General features: G+C 67.3%; 17 protein-coding genes. 9 read left to right on the top strand and 8 right to left on the bottom strand.

Features of this window, described 5'->3' with window-relative positions:
• The first annotated feature begins 38 nt into the window (after positions 1 to 38).
• The 5 genes from ettA (at position 39) to EH231_RS10835 (ending at position 8,317) form a co-directional block, all read left to right on the top strand.
• Complete coding sequence (gene ettA, locus EH231_RS10855) at positions 39 to 1,712, top strand: energy-dependent translational throttle protein EttA (RefSeq protein WP_044522607.1); 1,674 nt, start codon at positions 39 to 41, stop codon at positions 1,710 to 1,712.
• Between the two features lie 99 nt (positions 1,713 to 1,811).
• Entirely contained in the window at positions 1,812 to 6,665 is a 4,854-nt protein-coding gene (locus tag EH231_RS10850) for an NAD-glutamate dehydrogenase (protein ID WP_241177925.1), read from the top strand.
• A 41-nt stretch (positions 6,666 to 6,706) separates the two neighbouring features.
• The gene (locus tag EH231_RS10845; RefSeq protein ID WP_234927614.1) at positions 6,707 to 7,069 is read left to right on the top strand and encodes an acyl-CoA thioesterase; all 363 of its coding nucleotides are present in this window, start codon (positions 6,707 to 6,709) and stop codon (positions 7,067 to 7,069) included.
• On the top strand, positions 7,066 to 7,770 hold the full coding sequence (locus tag EH231_RS10840) for a DUF8185 domain-containing protein (protein WP_090431869.1): 705 nt from the start codon (positions 7,066 to 7,068) through the stop codon (positions 7,768 to 7,770). Before EH231_RS10845 ends, EH231_RS10840 begins: the two co-directional genes overlap by 4 nt.
• A gap of 43 nt (positions 7,771 to 7,813) precedes the next feature.
• Positions 7,814 to 8,317, top strand: coding sequence for a putative immunity protein (locus EH231_RS10835; RefSeq protein WP_090432234.1), 504 nt, complete (start codon positions 7,814 to 7,816; stop codon positions 8,315 to 8,317).
• Between the two features lie 10 nt (positions 8,318 to 8,327).
• Here the strand turns inward: EH231_RS10835 and EH231_RS10830 are convergent, their stop codons facing one another.
• Together EH231_RS10830 and EH231_RS10825 are read right to left on the bottom strand one after the other, a co-directional pair.
• Positions 8,328 to 9,875, bottom strand: a complete 1,548-nt coding sequence (locus tag EH231_RS10830; RefSeq protein ID WP_090431867.1) for a glycoside hydrolase family 13 protein — start codon at positions 9,873 to 9,875, stop codon at positions 8,328 to 8,330.
• 1 nt (position 9,876) lies between these two features.
• A complete protein-coding gene (locus EH231_RS10825; protein WP_234939957.1) occupies positions 9,877 to 10,281 on the bottom strand; it encodes a globin in 405 nt (134 codons plus the stop codon).
• 144 nt (positions 10,282 to 10,425) lie between these two features.
• Here EH231_RS10825 and EH231_RS10820 point away from each other — a divergent pair, with 144 nt between their 5' ends.
• From EH231_RS10820 to EH231_RS10810, 3 genes are read left to right on the top strand one after another with little or no spacing between them, the layout of a single operon-like run.
• Positions 10,426 to 11,070, top strand: coding sequence for an HNH endonuclease (locus tag EH231_RS10820; protein WP_164480842.1), 645 nt, complete (start codon positions 10,426 to 10,428; stop codon positions 11,068 to 11,070).
• A 59-nt stretch (positions 11,071 to 11,129) separates the two neighbouring features.
• Positions 11,130 to 11,363 (top strand): aa3-type cytochrome oxidase subunit CtaJ, encoded by a 234-nt coding sequence (gene ctaJ, locus EH231_RS10815; RefSeq protein WP_044522623.1) that lies wholly within the window; start codon positions 11,130 to 11,132, stop codon positions 11,361 to 11,363.
• Positions 11,350 to 11,823: a DUF5130 domain-containing protein gene (locus EH231_RS10810; RefSeq protein WP_090431863.1), complete on the top strand. Its 474-nt coding sequence runs from the start codon at positions 11,350 to 11,352 to the stop codon at positions 11,821 to 11,823. The genes ctaJ and EH231_RS10810 overlap by 14 nt, the downstream gene beginning before the upstream one ends.
• Before the next feature lie 79 nt (positions 11,824 to 11,902).
• Here the strand turns inward: EH231_RS10810 and EH231_RS10805 are convergent, their stop codons facing one another.
• The 3 genes from EH231_RS10805 to EH231_RS10795 all read right to left on the bottom strand — a co-directional run bounded on the left by EH231_RS10805 (position 11,903) and on the right by EH231_RS10795 (position 15,367).
• Positions 11,903 to 12,244 carry an HNH endonuclease gene (locus EH231_RS10805; protein ID WP_124712397.1) on the bottom strand — a complete coding sequence of 114 codons (342 nt, stop codon included), beginning with the start codon at positions 12,242 to 12,244 and terminating at the stop codon, positions 11,903 to 11,905.
• 94 nt (positions 12,245 to 12,338) lie between these two features.
• Entirely contained in the window at positions 12,339 to 14,924 is a 2,586-nt protein-coding gene (gene pepN, locus EH231_RS10800) for an aminopeptidase N (protein ID WP_124712396.1), read from the bottom strand.
• A gap of 38 nt (positions 14,925 to 14,962) precedes the next feature.
• Complete coding sequence (locus tag EH231_RS10795; RefSeq protein ID WP_090431857.1) at positions 14,963 to 15,367, bottom strand: DUF732 domain-containing protein; 405 nt, start codon at positions 15,365 to 15,367, stop codon at positions 14,963 to 14,965.
• 280 nt (positions 15,368 to 15,647) lie between these two features.
• On the opposite strand from EH231_RS10795, the gene EH231_RS10790 reads away from it, so the two are divergent.
• Entirely contained in the window at positions 15,648 to 16,280 is a 633-nt protein-coding gene (locus EH231_RS10790) for a mycothiol-dependent nitroreductase Rv2466c family protein (RefSeq protein WP_090431855.1), read from the top strand.
• Here EH231_RS10790 and EH231_RS10785 read toward each other — a convergent pair.
• Genes EH231_RS10785 through EH231_RS10775 form a run of 3 tightly spaced genes read right to left on the bottom strand, consistent with a single transcriptional unit; the run spans position 16,277 to position 18,980 of the window.
• Positions 16,277 to 17,236 carry a sugar kinase gene (locus EH231_RS10785; protein WP_090431853.1) on the bottom strand — a complete coding sequence of 320 codons (960 nt, stop codon included), beginning with the start codon at positions 17,234 to 17,236 and terminating at the stop codon, positions 16,277 to 16,279. The genes EH231_RS10790 and EH231_RS10785 overlap by 4 nt on opposite strands.
• A complete protein-coding gene (locus tag EH231_RS10780) occupies positions 17,233 to 17,847 on the bottom strand; it encodes a bifunctional 4-hydroxy-2-oxoglutarate aldolase/2-dehydro-3-deoxy-phosphogluconate aldolase (protein ID WP_124712395.1) in 615 nt (204 codons plus the stop codon). The genes EH231_RS10785 and EH231_RS10780 overlap by 4 nt, the downstream gene beginning before the upstream one ends.
• A complete protein-coding gene (locus EH231_RS10775) occupies positions 17,844 to 18,980 on the bottom strand; it encodes a mandelate racemase/muconate lactonizing enzyme family protein (RefSeq protein ID WP_090431849.1) in 1,137 nt (378 codons plus the stop codon). The genes EH231_RS10780 and EH231_RS10775 overlap by 4 nt, the downstream gene beginning before the upstream one ends.
• Positions 18,981 to 18,987: the final 7 nt, after the last annotated feature.

Genomic DNA, 18,987 nt, shown 5'->3' with positions numbered 1-18,987 from the left:
CGACATTCCCGAAGAGTTTCAGAAAGGCACATCACGGCATGGCCGAATTCATCTACACGATGCGCAAGGTCCGCAAGGCGCACGGCGACAAGGTCATCCTTGACGACGTCTTCCTGAACTTCCTTCCGGGAGCCAAGATCGGCGTTGTCGGTCCCAACGGGGCCGGTAAGTCGAGTGTGCTGAAGATCATGGCCGGCATCGACCAGCCCAACAACGGCGACGCCTTCCTCCAACCCGGCGCGACGGTCGGCATCCTGATGCAGGAGCCGCAGCTCGACGAAACCAAGACGGTCCGCGAGAACGTCGAGGCCGGCGTGGCGATCAAGGCCAAGCTCAACCGGTACAACGAGGTGGCCGAGCTGATGGCCACCGACTACACCGATGAGCTCATGGAAGAGATGGGTCATCTGCAGGAGGAGCTCGACGCCGCCGATGCCTGGGACATCGACTCCCAGCTCGAGCAGGCCATGGACGCGCTGCGCTGCCCGCCGCCCGACGAGCCCGTCACCCACCTCTCCGGCGGTGAGCGCCGCCGCGTGGCGCTGTGCAAGTTGCTGCTGTCCAAACCGGATCTGCTGCTGCTCGACGAGCCCACCAACCACCTCGACGCCGAGAGCGTGCTGTGGCTCGAACAGCACTTGGCCAACTACAAGGGCGCCATCCTCGCCGTCACCCACGATCGCTACTTCCTCGACAACGTCGCCGAGTGGATCCTCGAGCTCGACCGCGGCCGCGCCTACCCGTATGAGGGCAACTACTCGACCTACCTGGAGAAGAAGGCCGAGCGCCTGGAGGTGCAGGGCAAGAAGGACCAGAAGCTGCAGAAACGGCTGAAGGAAGAGCTGGCCTGGGTGCGTTCGGGTGCCAAGGCCCGGCAGGCCAAGAACAAGGCACGTCTGGACCGCTACGAGGAGATGGCCGCCGAGGCCGACAAGACCCGCAAGCTCGACTTCGAGGAGATCCAGATCCCGGCGCCGCCGAGGCTGGGCAACCTCGTGGTCGAGGTGAGCCACCTCGACAAGGGCTTCGAGGGCCGCACGCTCATCAAGGACCTGTCCTTCACGTTGCCCCGCAACGGCATCGTCGGCGTCATCGGTCCCAACGGTGTCGGTAAGACCACGCTGTTCAAAACCATCGTCGGCCTCGAACAGCCCGACAGCGGTGAGGTCAAGGTCGGTGAGACGGTCAAGCTGAGCTACGTCGACCAGAGCCGCGCGGGCATCGACCCGAAGAAGAACGTCTGGGAAGTCGTCTCCGACGGCCTGGACTACATCGAGGTCGGCCACAACGAGATCCCGTCGCGGGCCTACGTGTCGGCGTTCGGGTTCAAGGGACCGGATCAGCAGAAGCCGGCGGGCGTGCTGTCCGGCGGTGAGCGCAACCGGCTGAACCTGGCGCTGACCCTCAAAGAGGGGGGAAACCTGATCCTGCTCGACGAGCCGACCAACGACCTCGATGTCGAGACGCTGTCCTCGCTCGAGAACGCGCTTGACCAGTTCCCCGGCTGCGCCGTGGTGATCAGCCACGACCGGTGGTTTTTGGACCGCACCTGCACGCACATCCTGGCGTGGGAGGGCGACGACGACAACGAGGCCAAGTGGTTCTGGTTCGAGGGCAACTTCGGTGCCTACGAGGAGAACAAGATCCAACGTCTCGGTGCCGAAGCAGCGCGCCCGCACCGGGTGACCCACCGGAGACTGACCCGCGACTGAGCCGTGACGGGATAAACGGCGCAGCGGGCTCGGTGGCGCTACTAATGTCGCAGCTATGCACCAATGCCGGTGTATGGGCGTGAGTAGGGAGTGATCCGTATGACGGCCGAACCGGGAGCTCTTCGGGGACAGGGAATTAGCGACCGGGATCGCTCGCAGGCACCGCCTGAGGTGATCCACCGGCTCGCGGTGGCTTTCCTGTCCACCTACCGGGCTCCGCAGGCTGATGCGCCGGGAGTCGCGGCGACCGGTCCTCAGACCGCAGTGGCCGAGCGCCTGGTCTCCGATGCCACGTTGGCCGCCCACTACGCGCTGGCCGGCCAACGGGCGCCGGGCGAAACCAAGGTCATGGTCTATCCGGGGGACGCCGACTCCGGCCCGGCCCTGCAGATCGTCACCGAGCAGGCGGCGATGCTGGTGGATTCGGTGACGGTGTTGTTGCACCGCCACGGCATCGCCTACCCGGCCATCATGAACCCGGTCTTCCGGGTGCGCCGCGACGCCAACGGTGTGCTGCTGGATTTCCAGCCCGCTGCCGAGGCGACCGGGGGTGACGGGGTCGATGAGTGCTGGATCCTGGTCCCGGTCAGCGGGGCGGCCGAGGGTCCGGCGCTCACCGAGGTGGTCGGGCTGGTGCCCGGTGTCCTCGCCGAGGCCCGTCAGATCGGGCTGGATTCCGCGGCCATGGGCGCCGCTCTGCATGCCCTGGCCAACGACGTGGCCACCGATGCGGAGGGCCGGTTTCCCAACGCCGATCGCAGGGACGTGGCCGCTCTGCTGCGCTGGCTGTCCGATGGACACTTCGTGCTGCTGGGGTACCAGCAGTGCGCGATCAGCGATGGGCAGGCCCTGGTCGACCCGGCGAGCCGGCTCGGTGTGCTCAAGCTACGCGACGATGTGCTCCCGCCGCTGACTGCCGCCGACGACCTGATGGTGCTGGCGCAGGCCACGATGCCGAGTTATGTCCGTTACGGCGCCAACCCGTACATCGTCGTCGTACGCGAGAGTGGCGCGAGCCGTGATGTCACCGCTACAGAGCATCGTTTTGTGGGCCTGTTCACCGTGGCCGCGATGAACGCCAACGTGCTGGAGATCCCGTTGATCTCGAGGCGCGTCGAGGAGGCGCTGGCCATGGCCCGCCGCGATCCCAGTCATCCCGGGCAGCTGCTGCGTGACATCGTCCAGACCATCCCGCGCCCCGAACTGTTCGCGCTGAGCTCCAAGCAGCTGCTGGACATGGCGCTGACCGTGGTGGATCTGGGGTCACGTCGCCGCACCCTGCTGTTCCTGCGCGCGGATCAACTGGCGCACTTCGTGTCCTGCCTGGTGTACCTGCCCCGAGACCGCTACACCACCGCGGTACGGCTGGAGATGCAGGACATCCTCGTGCGCGAGCTCGGCGGTGAGAGCATCGACTACTCGGCCAGGGTGAGTGAATCACCGTGGGCAGTGGTTCATTTCACGGTCCGGCTGCCCGACGGCAAGGCCTCGCACACCGTGGACACCTCCACGGAGAACGAGAACCGGATCCAGAACCTGCTGACCGAGGCCACCCGCAACTGGGGTGATCGCATGACCAGCGCCGCGGCGCACGCGGCGCTCAGCCCCGCCGCCGTCGAGCACTATGCGACCGCGTTCCCGGAAGACTACAAGCAAGCTGTCGCCCCGGCCGATGCCATCGCCGATATCGCGATCATCGAAGGGCTGCAGGACAATTCGGTCAAGCTGGTGTTCGACGAGGGTGGGGATGACGGGCTGGCTCAGCTCACCTGGTACCTCGGGGGACAGTCGGCCTCGCTGAGCGAGTTGCTGCCGATGCTGCAGTCGATGGGTGTGGTGGTGCTCGAGGAGCGTCCGTACACCGTGCGCCGGGCCGACGGGCTGCCGGTCTGGATCTATCAGTTCAAGGTCGCCCGGCAGCGCAGCATCCCCGAGGCGCCCGACGCGGCATCGCGTGAGGCCACCGCCCAGCGATTCGCCGACGCGGTGACCGCCATCTGGCACGGGTGGGTCGAGGTGGACCGGTTCAACGAACTGGTGTTGCGTGCCGACCTGACCTGGCAGCAGGTGGTCATTCTGCGCGCCTACGCGAAGTACCTGCGCCAGGCGGGTTTTCCGTACAGCCAGTCGCACATCGAGTCGGTGGTCAACGAGAACCCACACACCACACGGTCATTGGTGCAACTGTTCGAGGCGCTGTTCGACCCGTCCGAGGACACCGCGGGCGCCCGGGATGCCCAGGGGGCGGCGGCTGCCGTCGCCGCCGACATCGACGCCCTGGTGAGCCTGGACACCGACCGGGTGCTGCGCGCGTTCGCCACCCTGATCCAGGCCACGCTGCGGACCAACTATTTTGTGCAGCAGCCGGATTCGGCGCGCCAACGCGGCGTGGTGGCGATGAAGCTGAACCCCGGCCTGATCAACGAGCTGCCTTTGCCGCGGCCAAAATTCGAGATCTTCGTGTACTCACCCCGGGTGGAGGGCGTGCACCTGCGGTTCGGGTTCGTGGCCCGCGGCGGGTTGCGCTGGTCGGATCGCCGTGAGGACTTCCGCACCGAGATCCTCGGTCTCGTCAAGGCCCAGGCGGTGAAGAACGCGGTCATCGTGCCCGTCGGCGCCAAGGGCGGGTTCGTGGTCAAACGACCGCCCGAGCCCACCGGCGATGCCGCCGTCGACCGCGAGGCGACCCGCGCCGAAGGCGTTGCGTGCTACCAACTTTTCATCTCCGGACTGCTCGACGTGACCGACAACGTCGACAAGGGAACCGGTGCCGTCGTCACCCCACCGGACGTGGTGCGGCGTGACGGGGAGGACGCCTATCTGGTGGTCGCGGCCGACAAGGGCACGGCCACGTTCTCCGACATCGCCAACGAGGTCGCCAAGTCCTACGGGTTCTGGCTGGGCGACGCGTTCGCCTCGGGCGGTTCCATCGGCTACGACCACAAGGCCATGGGTATCACCGCCAAGGGCGCGTGGGAGTCGGTGAAGCGGCACTTCCGGGAGATGGGGGTGGACACCCAGAGCCAAGACTTCACCGTCGTCGGCGTCGGCGACATGAGCGGCGATGTGTTCGGCAACGGCATGCTGCTCTCGAAGCACATCCGGCTCATCGCCGCCTTCGACCATCGGCACATCTTCGTCGATCCCAACCCCGACGCGGCGGTGTCGTGGGTGGAACGCAAGCGCCTGTTCGAGCTGCCGCGGTCCAGCTGGGAGGACTACGACGCCAAGCTGATCAGCGAAGGCGGCGGTGTCTTCAGCCGTCAGCAGAAGTCCATCCCGATCAGCCCGCAGGCCCGCGCGGCGCTCGGGATCGACGGTGACATAGAGGAACTCACGCCGCCCGCCCTGATGAAGGCCATCCTCAAGGCGCCCGTGGACCTGCTGTGGAACGGCGGGATCGGCACCTACGTCAAGGCCGAGACCGAGGCCGACGTCGGTGATCGCGCCAACGACCAGATCCGGGTGTGCGGAAACGAGGTGCGGGCCAAGGTCATCGGCGAAGGCGGCAACCTTGGTGTGACGTCCCTGGGGCGCATCGAATTCGACCTGGCCGGCGGCCGGATCAACACCGATGCGCTGGACAACTCCGCGGGTGTGGACTGCTCCGACCACGAGGTCAACATCAAGATCCTGATCGACTCGCTGGTCACCGCGGGCAAGGTGAGTCCCGCCGAACGCACAGAGTTGTTGTTGTCGATGACCGACGAGGTCGGTGCCCTGGTGCTGACCGACAACAAGGATCAGAACGACCTGATGGGCACCAGCCGGGCCAACGCCGCGAGCATGCTCTCGGTCCACGCCCGGATGATCAAGGAGTTCGTCGCCAACCGCGGTCTCAACCGTGAGCTGGAGGCGTTGCCCTCGGAGAAGGAGGTCAAGCGCCGCGTCGACGCCGGAATCGGTTTGACCTCACCGGAATTGGCGACACTGATGGCACACGTCAAGCTCAATCTCAAGGATGACGTGCTGGCCAGTGACCTACCCGAGCAGGAGGTGTTCGCCTCCCGGCTGCCGCGGTACTTCCCGGAGAAGCTGCGGAAGCAGTTCACCAGCGAGATCCGGTCGCACCAGCTGCGCCGGGAGATCGTCACCACCATGCTGGTCAACGATCTCGTCGACACCAGCGGGATCAGCTACGCGTACCGCATCACCGAGGATGTCGGGGTCGGCCCGGTCGACGCGGTGCGCAGCTACGTCGCCACCGACGCCATCTTCGGGATCGGCAAGGTGTGGCGCGAGATCCGGGCAGCCGGTGACGAAGGGGTCCCGGTGTTCGTGACCGACCGGATGACGCTGGATCTGCGCCGGCTGGTCGATCGGGCCGGGCGCTGGCTGCTCAACTACCGTCCGCAGCCGCTGGCGGTCGGTGCCGAGATCAACCGGTTCGCCGCGAAGGTGTCCGCCCTGCGCCCGCACATGCCGCAATGGCTGCGCGGTGACGACAAGGCCATCGTCGAGAAAGAGGCCGGGGAGTTCTCCGCGCAGGGGGTGTCCGACGAACTGGCGTATGCCGTGGCGACCGGGCTGTACCAGTACAGCCTGCTCGACGTGATCGACATCTCCGACATCGTCGACCGAGAACCCGCCGAGGTGGCCGACACCTACTTCGCGCTGATGGATCGCCTCGGTGCCGATGGGCTGCTCACCGCGGTGTCCCAGCTGGGCCGCGACGACCGGTGGCATTCCTTGGCGCGGTTGGCGATTCGCGACGACATCTACGGTTCGCTTCGGGCCCTGTGCTTCGACGTGCTCGCCGTCGGTGAACCCGACGAGACCGGCGAGGAGAAGATCGCCGAGTGGGAGCTGACCAACAGCTCCCGGGTGACCCGCGCCCGCCGCACGCTGACCGAGATATACCAAGATGGTGAGCAGGATCTGGCAACGCTGTCTGTGGCGGCGCGGCAGATCCGCAGCATGACACGAACGAGTGGAACGGGAACAACTGCGTGAGCTTCACAACGCCGGTGCACGTGCGCTGGTCGGACATCGACATGTACCAGCACATCAATCACGCCACCATGGTGACCCTTCTCGAAGAGGCCCGGATACCGTTCCTTCGTGAGCCGTTCGGCGCCACGATCGAGACCATCGGCCTGCTGATCGCCGATGTCAGAATCTCCTACAAAGGGCAACTGCGGCTTGTGGACTCACCGCTTCAGGTGACCATGTGGTCCAAGCGGGTGCGGGCCGTCGACTTCACGATCGGGTACGAAGTGCGTTCGCTGAATGCCGCACCCGACTCCAAACCGTCGGTGATCGGCGAGACCCAGCTGGCCGCGGTCCACATCGCCGAGCAACGACTGGAACGTCTGACGGCCGAGCAGCGCGGCTACCTGGAGAGCCACCTGCGATGACCATCTCGGAGCGCGGCCTGTGGATCGACGATCCGCGCGATCGAGAGGATCTCGCGACGTTCCTCGACCGTGCTCTGCGGTTGGACGATGCTGCGGTGGTGCGGCTGCGGGAGCGCACCGGTGGGCAGGAGCGCAGCGACCGGGGGATTGGCGCCGGCGGGCAGCAGCCCGGCACAGCCGTCGCCTGGGTGGCGACCGGCTTGGAGGTGCTGGCCAGCCGGGTGGTGGCCGGGCGGGTGCGCCCGTCGGACCTGTCCGCGGGAGCCGACGCGCTGGTGGCCGGATTGTCTACTGCCGCAGACGGGTACGTCGACCCCGGCTTCCCGATGGATTCGGCCTGGCGCGGTGGCCTGCCGCCGGAGGGCGGATTCGTCCACCTCGATGACATCCCCGCACGGGTGATGCTCGACCTGGCCCAGCAGGGCGGTGCACTGGCTCGCGAGCACGGCAGTGCCCACGGGCCGCCGGTCTCACTGCTCGACCAGGAGGTAATCGCGGTCAGTGCAGGCGAATACAGCGTCGGCATCCCGATGCGCTGCGTCTTCGCGTTGACGGCGATGGGGTTTCTGCCGCAGACCGGCGATGAGGTCAGCGAGCAGGAGATCGTCCGGGTCCGCGCACACCCGTCGTGGTTGCGTATCGACGCCCGATTCGGCTCGGTGTACCGCCGCCGCGACAGCGCCGCCCTGATCCTGGGCTGACCATCGGGTGCGCAACGTGACATCGGGCGACTTCGCGCTGACCATGGACGAGCTGCGAGTCGTCGCTCGATACGTGGCGGAGGCGGCTGAAGAGGTCCTTGTCGTATTCGAGGGCGTGCATCCAGATGACCCTCGGCCGCGGGCCGCCATCACCGCCGCTTGGCGGTTCGTCGACGGTGCCCCCAGGTCCCAGGCGCAGCGGGTCGCGTCGCTGGACGCCCACCGGGCCGCGAAAGACGCCGATACCGAAGCCGCGCGTCTGGCCGCGCAGGCAGCCGGTGACGCCGCCTCGGCGGCCTATCTGCACCCGATCGCGAAAGCTCATCAGGTCGGCCACATCCTGCGGGCCGCGGCGAACGTGGCCCGCATCGCCGAGATCAACAGCGGCGATCCTGCGGCGGGGGACATGGTGCTGCAACGAGTTCGACAACGGGCCACACCGGTCTTGATCGACGTTCTCCGCCGCTATCCGCCCGCGCCGGCCGGTACCAGCCCGGTGGCCCGGCTGATGGCGACCTTGGATGATGCCCTGAGGGCGCAGCGCTGACGCCCCGCCTCTAGATCAGCCAGACGGCGGAGTCGGCGGGCAGCAGCGCGTCCGTCAGCTCAGCACTGGTCAGCAGCACCTCGCCCGGCGGCAACGGCACCGGCTCGGCGCCGGTGTTGAGGACACACACCAGGCCACCTTCGCTCCGCAACGTGAGAACCTCGTCGGCGGTATTGAGCTCGATCCGGCTGCCGGTGAATTCCGCGCGGCTGGAGCGCAATTGGATGGCCCGCCGGTAGAACTCCAGCGTCGACGTCGGGTCGGCCTGCTGACGCTGCACCGTCAATGGCGCCCACTCGGCGGGCATCGGCAGCCAGGTGCCGGTGCTCGAGGAGAAGCCGAACGGCGGGGCATCGCCCGACCACGGCATCGGGACCCGGCACCCGTCACGTCCGCGTTCGGTGTGGCCGGAGCGCTCCCACACCGGATCCTGGAGCACCTCGTCGGGCAGATCGACATTGGGCAGCCCGAGTTCCTCGCCGTTGTAGACGAATACCGCGCCCGGCAGTGCCAGCATCACCAGCGCCATCGCCCGCGCCCGCGCCAATCCCCGGGCGCCGTCGCCGTAGCGGGTCACCTCGCGTTCCACGTCGTGGTTGGACAGCGTCCACGTCGGTGTCGCCCCGGCGAGGTTGGCCGCGGCGATCGCGTTGTCGATCGCGTCGTGAACCTCGCGGGCGTCGAAATCGGCTTGCACCAGACGGAAATTGAAGCCAAGGTGCAGTTCGTCGGGGCGCAGGTACCTGGCGAAGCGCTCGTTGCCGTGCACCCAGACCTCGCCGACGGCCACCGCGTCCGGATAGTCGTCGAGCACCGTGCGGATGAACCGGTGGATGTCGTGCACGCTGTCGTTGTCGAACCGCGGGTCGTCGTCGCTGTTGCGCAGCAGCGCGGTGTCGGTGACCGCCATGTCGGGGAGCTCGGGTGGCTTGGCCATGCCGTGGGCTACGTCGATGCGGAACCCGTCGACCCCGCGGTCGAGCCAGAACCGCAGCGTCTTCTCCAGGTCCTCGAACACCGCGGGGTGGTTCCAGTTCAGGTCGGGCTGAGCGGGATCGAACAGGTGCAGATACCACTGGCCCGGTGTGCCGTCGGGTTCGGTGATGCGGGTCCATGCCGGGCCGCCGAACACCGACACCCAGTTGTTGGGCGGCGCGTCACCGTGTGGGCCGCGGCCGTCCCGGAAGATGTAGCGGTCGCGATGGCGTGGGTCGGCCAGGGCCTGGACGAACCACGGGTGCGCCGAACTGGTGTGGTTGGGCACCAGGTCCATGGTGACCCGGATGCCGCGGGCATGAGCGGCGTCGAGCAGGCGGTCAAGGGCGTCGATGCCGCCGAACAGCGGGTCGACGTCGCGCGGATCGGCGACGTCATAGCCGTGGTCGGCCATCGGCGACACCATCACCGGGTTGAGCCACAGGGCGTCGACGCCGAGCGCCGCCAGATAGTCCAGCCCGGCGCTCACCCCGTCGAGGTCACCGACTCCATCGCCGTCGCTGTCTCGGAAGGAGCGGGGATAGACCTGGTAGAAAACCGCGTCTGCCCACCACCGGCGCATGTCAGAACGCCGAGTTCACCATCGAGTCCGCGGCCATGTTCAGATAGTCCAGCAACGCGCGCCGGTGCGGCTCGTCCAGCGTCGTCGAGTCGATCGAGGCCACTGCGGTGTGCATGCAGCGCAGCCAGGCGTCGCGCTCGAGGTATCCGATCCGGAACGGGGCGTGCCGCATCCGCAGCCGCGGGTGGCCACGCTGGTCGGAGTACGTCCGCGGCCCACCCCAGTACTGCTCGAGGAACATCCGCAGCCGCTCTTCGGCACCATCGATGTCGTCCTCGGGATACAGCGGCAGCAGGATCTCGTCCTCGCGCACCAGTTGGTAGAACCGCGACACGATCGCCGCGAAAGTGTCGTGCCCACCGACTTCGTCGTAGAAAGATCGTTGCACCTGCGTCACGTCGTTCATTGTGGTCCATTGTGGCCTGACGGCACGTCGGCGCCGGTCACGGCACCGTGGTCACCTGGTGTTCATTGGACTGACCTGCGAACACACAAAGAATTTTCGTGCGTATCCGCAGGATCCATGGTGGACTGTCTCCTCGGAGGCTCCATGGCGCACAGCAAAAAAAGCCATATGCGACGGACCGGCCACATACCCGGCCCATCGGGACCCCATGTGCCAAATCGCCCTCTGCACAGCGTCGAGGCACTGCCGACGATCAACCCTGACGCCTCCCTGTGGGGGCGGCGTCGGGTGCTGCTGCTCAACTCCACCTACGAACCGCTGACCGCGCTGCCGCTGCGGCGTGCCGTGATCATGGTGATGTGTGGCAAAGCCGACGTCGTGCACGACGACCCGTCGGGACCGGTCATCCACTCGGCCACCCGCACCATCGTGGTGCCGTCGGTGATCCGGCTGCGCACCTTCGTACGGGTGCCCTACCGGGCCCGTATCCCGATGACCCGGGCCGCGCTCATGCACCGCGACCGCTTCCGGTGCGCGTACTGCGGCGGGCGGGCCGACACTGTCGACCACGTGATCCCGCGTAGCCGCGGCGGCGAGCACTCCTGGGAGAACTGTGTGGCGGCGTGCGCGCCGTGCAACCACCGCAAGGCCGACCGTCTGCTGGCTGAACTGGGCTGGTCACTGCGGTGTGTGCCGACGCCGCCGAAGGGGCAGCACTGGAGACTGTTGTCGACGATCAAGGAGCTCGACCCGGCCTGGGTGCGCTATCTGGGCGAGGGTGCGGCCTGACGCCCGACTTGCTGGGCACTCTCGACGCATCGTCGCATTGCGGCTGATACGGTTTGCGCGTGAGCACAGCACTTACCCATTCCCTCCTCGGAGGGGTTCCGCTGTTGTTGTTCGTGGTCCTGGCGTTGATCTTCATGACCCGCAAGGGACCGCACCCGGCTACCTACAAGTTGTCCGAGCCGTGGACCCACGAGCCCATCCTGTGGGCTGCCGAGGAGCCGCAGGATCACGGGCACGGCGGGCATGATTCACACGGTGTGACGATCGGAGGCGGCGCAAGTGGCAAGTGGTGAAGTTTCAACCGTCGCGCCGTCCGATCTGGACCTGCCCTACGGCTACGCCCTGACCTACAGCGGCCGGATCTCCGGGGTCACCGAGCCCGGTGAGCTCTCGGTGCACTACCCGTTCCCGACGATGGACCTGGTCGTGCTCGACGACGCGCTGAAGTACGGCTCGCGCGCGGCCAAGGCCCGGTTCGCCGTCTACATCGGCGACCTCGGCGCGGACACCGCCGCCACGGCACGCGAGATCCTGGCCAAGGTGCCCACCCCCAACAACGCGGTGCTGCTCGCGGTCTCACCCGACCAGCACGCGATCGAGGTGGTCTACGGCGCCGACGTCAAGGGCCGTGGCATCGAAGAGGCCGCCCCGCTGGGCGTCTCGGCAGCTGCCGCCTCCTTCAAGGAGGGCAACTTGATCGACGGTCTGATCAGCGCCGTGCGCGTGCTGTCAGCCGGCGTCTCTCCTGCCTGATTTTTTCAGTACCTAGCACCGCGAGCGTGCGTGGTTGTCGACTGACAAGCACGCACGCTCGCTGCATTTGTAGGGTGGCCTAGCCCGTCAGCTCATTGCGGATCTCCACGTATCGCGTCAAGAACGCACGCTCATCGAGCCGCTTGCGCCGCATCCAGGTGCTGACCTCGAAGTTGCACTTGCTGGCGTTGCACGATCCACACGCCGGCACGACGTTGTCCACGGTGTAGCGCCCGCCGCGCGAGATCGCCATGACGCAGTCCTTCTGGAACGGACCCGCGGTCCCGCGGCAGTAGGCGCACCCGCCCCAGGCCGCTTTGATGGCCTCCCACTGTTCGTCGGTGAGGTCGTGGACCACGAGGTCCATCCGGCGCTTGCGCTTGCGGGCAGCCCGTGCCGCGCGGGTTCGACTGACCGCCACCGATCAAGCCTATGAGCCCCACGAGCGACCGCGTCGGTACAGAAATCACGGCGTGTCGCCGTACAGACACGGTCGCTCGCGGGGCAGAGGCAAATCAGCTCACATCGAAGGCGCGGGCGCGCAGGGAGCGTTCCACGCCGGCGCGGCCCTCGATCACCAGCCGGCGCAGCGCGGGCGGCACCTCGGGATCGGACAGGAACGCGTCCGCCGCGTCGAGCCCGTTCTGACTGATGTCCCACGACGGGTACAGCCCGATCACCACGGTCTGGGCGACCTCGCTGGACCGCCGCTCCCACACCCCGGAGATCGCCGCGAAGTAGCGCGTCGTGAAGGGGGCCAGCAACTCGGACTGACCGGGCTGCACGAAACCGCCGACGATCGCGCGGGTGGTGATGTTGGCGATCGTGTCGTCCTCGATGACCTGCTCCCACGCCGCGGACTTCACCACGTCCTGCGGGCGGGCGGCCGAGGCCGCCGCGGCCTGACGCTTGCCGGCCGCGGTCGGGTCGTTCTCGGCCTCGGCATCGATGAACGGCGTCTCGGGCCCGTCAGCGTCGACATCGCCGGTCCGGGCCAGTGCGGTGACGATCCGCCAGCGCAGGTCGGTGTCGATCACCAGGCCGGTCATGTTCACCGCGGCCGGCTCGTTGTCGAGCAGGGTCGACAGCACGGCGACGTGGTTCGGCGACAGCACCGAGGTGCACAGCGCGTTCACGAACGCGAGTTGGTGATCGGAACCCGGCGCGGACTCTCGCGCCAGATCGAGCAGTGCATCCCCGAACGAGGGCCAGCCGATTTCGGCGGCCCAGGCGGGATCGGCGTAGGAGCTCAGCGCGGTCTGTGCCTGCATCAGCAGCCGCTGGGCGACACCGACCTCGGTCTCGGCGTGCACGCCGCTCATCACCAGGGCGACGAAGTCGCGGGCCTTCATCTCGGCCTCGCGGGTCATCTCCCAGGCTGCCGACCATGCCAGCGTGCGGGGGAGTGGATCGGCGATGTCGGCGATCCGGGACAGCACGGTCGACAGCGAGGCGGGATCGAGCCGCAACGAGCAGTAGGTCAGGTCGTCGTCGTTGACCAGGATCAGCTTGCCGCGTGAAATGCCCACCAGTGCGGGAACTTCCGTGACCGGGCCCTCGACGTCGAGCTCCTCGCGGTGTACGCGGACGAGCTTGCCCGAACCGTCGTCGTCGTAGATGCCGATGGCCAGCCGGTGCACCCGGGTCTCCCCGGCGCCCGGGGCCGCACCTGACTGGGAGATGGCGAACCGGGTGAACGCACCCGATCCGTCCACATCGAAGTCGGCCCGCAGCGTGTTCAAACCCGTTGTCTTGAGCCACTGCTGGCCCCAGCCGGACAGGTCACGTCCCGAGGACTTCTCCAGCGCACCCAGCAGATCGCCGAACGTGGCGTTCGCGAAGGCGTGGTCGCGGAAGTAATCGCGCAGCCCGGAGAGGAACTCTTCGAGCCCGACGTAGGCCACCAGCTGCTTGAGCACCGAAGCGCCCTTGGCGTAGGTGATGCCGTCGAAGTTGACCTCCACGGCGGCCAGGTCCGGGATGTCCGCGGCGACCGGGTGAGTCGAGGGCAGCTGATCCTGCCGGTAGGCCCAGGACTTCTCCACGTTGGCGAAAGTGGTCCACGCCGTGTCGTATTCGGTGGCCTCGGCCTGGCACAGCACCGACGCGAACGTCGCGAAGGACTCGTTGAGCCACAGGTCATCCCACCACTGCATGGTGACGAGATCGCCGAACCACATGTGGGCCATCTCGTGCAGCACGGTCTCGGCGCGACGCTCGTAGGAGGCCCGGGTCACCTTCGACCGGAAGACGTAGTCCTCGAGGAACGTCACCGCGCCGGCGTTCTCCATGGCCCCGGCGTTGAACTCGGGGACGAACAGCTGGTCGTACTTGCCGAACGCGTACGGCGTACCGAAGTTCTTGTGGTAGAAGCCGAAACCCTGCTTGGTCTCGGTGAAAAGCCGGTCGGCATCCATGAACTCGGCAAGCGAGGCCCGGCAGAAGATACCCAGCGGGATCTCGCCGTGCGAGTCGGAATACGAGTCGCGCCACACCGCGTACGGTCCGGCGATCAACGCCGCCAGGTAGGTGCTCATCTTCGGGGTGGTGGCGAAGGTGTGCACGGTGACCGCGCCGTCGGGCTCGGTGCTCGTGGTTGCCCCGTTGGAGATCACCTGCCAGTGCGACGGCGCGGTGACCCGGACATCGAACGTGGCCTTGAGGTCGGGCTGATCGAAGCAGGCGAGCATCCGCTTGGCGTCGGCTGTCTCGAACTGTGAGTAGAGGTAGACCTCGTTGTCGACGGGGTCGACGAAGCGGTGCAGGCCCTCGCCGGTGTTGGAGTACAGGCAGTCGGCATCGACCACCAGGGTGTTGTGCTCGGCGAGGCCCGTGAGTGCGATGCCGGTGGATTCGTCGTAACCGGATACGTCCAGTGCGACGCCGTTGAGCGTCGCACTGCGGACCGTGTCGGCCGCCAGGTCGATGAAGGTGTCGGCGCCGGCGAGGGCATCGAACGTCACGGTCGTGGTTGACCGGAAGGTGCGTTCGCCGGGGTTGCCGTTGCCGTCGGTGAGGTCGAGGACGATGTTGTAGTTGTCGACGGTGACCAGAGCGGCGCGCTCGACGGCCTGTTCGCGAGTGAGATTGGGAAGTGCCACGTGTCCAACCTAGTGGCTGGACGTCCGAGGGACCCGGGCTACTGGGGGAAGCCGGCGATCCCGGCGAGCCCGTTCAGCGCGCCCAGGTTGTTCAGGATCGAACCGTCGCTGATCGACGACATCATCTGCGGGCAGTACATCTGGATGGCGATGCCGGTGAAGAACGACGCCATCTGGGGGGACATGCCGCCGTCACCGCGCATCTGCGAGGCCACCGACGCGAAGTTCTTACCCGGCTCGACCAGCATCGGACACACGTCCTGGCCCATCTGGACGGCGGTGTTGGGGTCGCCGTAGCCCACCCCGGCGTTGTTCAGCGCGTTCAGGAACGAGGTGTCGGTCGGATCGTTCGGGGCCGGGACCGGATCGGCTTGCGCTGGGGCTGCAAACGCGAAGGCGGCGGCGACGGCACCGGCGGTCGCCAGGAAGGCACGAGCGGCCATATTGAGCTCCTCAGCTATAACGCAGAACCCTTAGATCGCTCTGCTCACTTGGGCAACAGTGGTTTACCAGGGTCACAGGAACAACACGTTTAGATAAAGGTTCGCCCACTATGCGTTTCCTGTGCTGCTGCCGTGACTTCAGCATGCATGTCGACATGCCAGTCACCAAACTTGTCGCAATTGCTCCTCGGATAGTTACTCGCTTCGGGAACATCTCGGTGTGGGTGCAGAGTTGTGCTGAATGCAGTTGTGCCCTGAACCACATCGAGAGGACGCGTAGATGGCCCCCGTAGATCAGAAGGCCACAGACCAGAAAGACACGGCCGGATTCTGGTTCGACCCGCTGTGCCCGTGGTGCTGGATCACCTCACGCTGGATCCTCGAAGTCGAGAAGGTCCGCGATATCGACGTGCAGTTCCACGTAATGAGCCTGGCGGTACTCAACGAGGGCCGTGACCTACCCGAGAACTATCAGGAACTGATGAAGAAGGCATGGGGCCCGGTCCGGGTCGCCATCGCCGCCGAGCAACTCAAGGGTCCGGAGATTCTCAGCCCGCTCTACACCGCGATGGGCTTCCGGATTCACAACCAGAACAACAAAGACCTTGATCAGGTCATCGCTCAGGCACTCGACGAGGTCGGTCTGCCCGCCGAACTGGCCGAGGCCGCCAACACCGACAAGTACGACGAGGAACTCCGCAAGAGCCATCACGCCGGTATGGACGCCGTGGGCGACGACGTCGGCACCCCGACCATCCACGTCAACGGTGTCGCGTTCTTCGGCCCGGTGCTCTCGAAGATCCCTCGCGGTGAGGAAGCCGGCAAGCTCTGGGATGCGTCGGTGACGTTCGCGTCGTACCCGCATTTCTGGGAGCTCAAGCGCTCCCGCACGGAGGCGCCCGAGTTCGACTAGCGCGAAACCGGATCCACCGGGCCGCGACGCAGCCACCGCAGGTCGTCGCGGCTTGGAGCCGACTCCCAGTCGCCTTCGCCGGTGCATGCGAACGCGCCGCACGCCAGCGCGGTGTCGAGGCACTCGCGCAACGTCGCACCGCGGGCGAGGTCAGCCAGCCAGCCGGCGACGAAGGCGTCCCCGGCACCGACGGTGTCGATAACCGGGACAGCGACGGCCGGAGCCGAATACCGGCCCTCGGCCGTGGCGGCCATCGCCCCGTCGGCGCCGCGCTTGACCACCGCGCAATCGATGCCAAGATTCAGCAGAGCGTCGAGTTGCCACTGCGGGGAATCGGCTCCGGTGAGCAGCTCCGCCTCGTCTTCCCCGGCGAACACGATGTGGGCCCGCCGGGCAAGTTCGAGATACTCCGCCGCCGCCGCCTGCCGGTCACTCCACAGGGCGCTGCGGTGGTTGACGTCGAACGAGACCGTCACCCCGGCCGATGTCGCGGCGTCCACCGCCGCGTGTGCCGCGGTCCGGGCGGACTCACCCAGTCCGGCCGAAATGCCGGTGACATGAAGGATTCTCGTGTCGGCGACGACGGCGGCCGGGACGTCGCTCGGTCGCAGCCGGCTGCCGGCTTGCCCGCGACGGTAATAGCTGACGCGGGCGCTGCCGGGGTGCGGACGTTCTTTGACCATGAGCGCCGTCGCGGCGTCGTGATCGAGCACCGGGTACGGATGAACACCTTCGGCCCGTAGTTCACGCAGAATCAACTCGCCGAGGCTGTCCGCGCCGAGCCGTCCGATCCAGGCCGCCGCGCCGCCGAGCCGGGCCACCCCGATCGCCACATTGCTCTCGGCGCCGCCGAATCCCAGCCGCAGCGTCGGGTTGTGGTGCAGGCGCCCCGACCGCGGCGCGGTAAGCAGGCCGAGGCTCTCGCCGACGGTGACGACGTCGAAGGTCGGGCTCATCGCCGTGCCTGTGCCGCGACCGCGACCGCTGCGCGGGCCGCGTCAGCCACGGCATCGGCACCGGCGTCGGCCCGGGCAGTAATCCAGCTGCCGCTGACGGCGAAAACTGTCTGCTGAGAGAGGAATTCAGGCATGGTCGCGGTGGTGACACCGGCTGACGGCATGAGCATCATCTCCGGGAACACCGCCGCGTAGGCCGACAACAGAGCAGACGTGTCGACGGCGGCGGCCGGAAACAATTTGACCCGGTGCAGGCCGAGCCGGGCCGCGGCGCCCACCTCGGTTGGCGTCAGCACACCCGGGATGACTGCCAGACCGGCTTGCTCGACGCATCGCACCACCTCCGCGTCCAGCCCGGGGGATACCACGAATCGCGCGCCCGCCTCGATAGCATCGCGGGCTTGCGCGCTCGAGCGGACGGTGCCCGCGCCGACCAGAAGATCGCCGCGGGCGGCAAGCCGGCGAATTGTGGCGAGGCCGTGCTCGCCGCGCAACGCCACCTCGACCACCGGCAGACCGCCGTCGACGAGCCCGTCGCCGATCGCGTCGATGTGACCCGGATCCCGTACGGTCGCCAGCGGGATCACGCGGTGCTCGAACACCGCGTTCATCGGGCGTCGGCGAACGTCGGGCGGGTGCCGTAGCGCTCCAGTGCGGCTCGGTCCAGGGTGACGCCGAGCCCGGGCCCGTCCGGCACCGCGAGCATGCCGTCGCTGTCGAGATCCCATCCGCCGCTGACGAGTTCGTCGATGTAGGCCGATCCGGTCTTGTATTCGACGAGGTCGGTCGCCGCCAGTGCCGACGCCAGATGCAGATCGGCGGCCAACCCGATCGCGGTGTTCCAGCCGTGCGGGATCAGCCGCACCCCGCGGTCCTGGGCGGCCCACCCGATACGGCGTGACTCGCTCAAACCACCCCCCTTTGTGCTGTCGGGTTGGACGATGTCGAATGCCCCGGCATCGAGGAATGGCAGGAACGTCTGGCGACGGGTCAGCACCTCGCCGCCGCTGATGGGCACCTTGGAGTGGCGCCTCAACTCGACGAAACCGTCGACATCGTCGGGGGCCAACGCCTCTTCGAACCAAGCGATGCCGTACTCGGCCAGCATGTCGGCCGTGCGCTTGGCCCACGACAGCCCACCAGGGAAGAACGCCTCAGAACCACCGGCGTCGACGGCCAGCACGTGGTCGCCGACGGCTTCTCGGGCCGCGGCCACGGTACGCTCGTCGGTCTTGCCGTCCACGCGGCCGAATTTCCACCAGCCGATCTTGAACGCCGTGAATCCCTGATCCACCAGTTCGGCAAGGTTTTCGGTCATTACCGGCGCCTCGTCCATGAGCACCGAGGCGTAGGGCCGCACCCGCTCCCGGTAGCGGCCACCGAGCAGCCGCCCTACCGGTTGACCGAGCGCCTGGCCGGCCAGATCCCACAGCGCGATGTCGATGGCGCTGGTGGCGTGGGTGAGGGAGCCGCCGCGGCCCATCCAGAACGCACTCTGGTGCAGCGTCTCCGTCAGCCGTTCGGCCTCGATTGCGCTCTGACCGATCAGTTGCGGCGCAAGCACATCCACGGCGGCGGCGACCAAACCTTCGGTCGTGAAGGCGCTGCCGATGCCGACCTGGCCGCTGTCGGTGTGGACGGCGACCAGGGTGTGCACGACGTCGTCGGGCCGCAGCTCGTTGGACCAGCCCCCCTCCGGGGTGGCGCCGCGCAGCCCGCACGTCTGAATGCCAGTGATTTTCATGTGTTTC

The sequence above is a fragment of the Mycolicibacterium nivoides genome (genome assembly GCF_003855255.1).
Taxonomy (GTDB): domain Bacteria; phylum Actinomycetota; class Actinomycetes; order Mycobacteriales; family Mycobacteriaceae; genus Mycobacterium; species Mycobacterium nivoides.
The sequence above is the reverse complement of the archived record's forward strand: the minus strand, read 5'-3'. Positions and strand labels throughout refer to the sequence as shown.

Coding starts and splice junctions, on each gene's coding strand:
- ettA (WP_044522607.1), top strand. CDS start 39: ATGGCCGAATTCATCTACACGATGCGCAAGGTCCGCAAGGCGCACGGC.
- EH231_RS10850 (WP_241177925.1), top strand. CDS start 1,812: ATGACGGCCGAACCGGGAGCTCTTCGGGGACAGGGAATTAGCGACCGG.
- EH231_RS10845 (WP_234927614.1), top strand. CDS start 6,707: ATGTACCAGCACATCAATCACGCCACCATGGTGACCCTTCTCGAAGAG.
- EH231_RS10840 (WP_090431869.1), top strand. CDS start 7,066: ATGACCATCTCGGAGCGCGGCCTGTGGATCGACGATCCGCGCGATCGA.
- EH231_RS10835 (WP_090432234.1), top strand. CDS start 7,814: ATGGACGAGCTGCGAGTCGTCGCTCGATACGTGGCGGAGGCGGCTGAA.
- EH231_RS10830 (WP_090431867.1), bottom strand. CDS start 9,875: ATGCGCCGGTGGTGGGCAGACGCGGTTTTCTACCAGGTCTATCCCCGC.
- EH231_RS10825 (WP_234939957.1), bottom strand. CDS start 10,281: ATGAACGACGTGACGCAGGTGCAACGATCTTTCTACGACGAAGTCGGT.
- EH231_RS10820 (WP_164480842.1), top strand. CDS start 10,426: ATGGCGCACAGCAAAAAAAGCCATATGCGACGGACCGGCCACATACCC.
- EH231_RS10795 (WP_090431857.1), bottom strand. CDS start 15,367: ATGGCCGCTCGTGCCTTCCTGGCGACCGCCGGTGCCGTCGCCGCCGCC.
- EH231_RS10790 (WP_090431855.1), top strand. CDS start 15,648: ATGGCCCCCGTAGATCAGAAGGCCACAGACCAGAAAGACACGGCCGGA.
- EH231_RS10785 (WP_090431853.1), bottom strand. CDS start 17,236: ATGAGCCCGACCTTCGACGTCGTCACCGTCGGCGAGAGCCTCGGCCTG.
- EH231_RS10780 (WP_124712395.1), bottom strand. CDS start 17,847: ATGAACGCGGTGTTCGAGCACCGCGTGATCCCGCTGGCGACCGTACGG.
- EH231_RS10775 (WP_090431849.1), bottom strand. CDS start 18,980: ATGAAAATCACTGGCATTCAGACGTGCGGGCTGCGCGGCGCCACCCCG.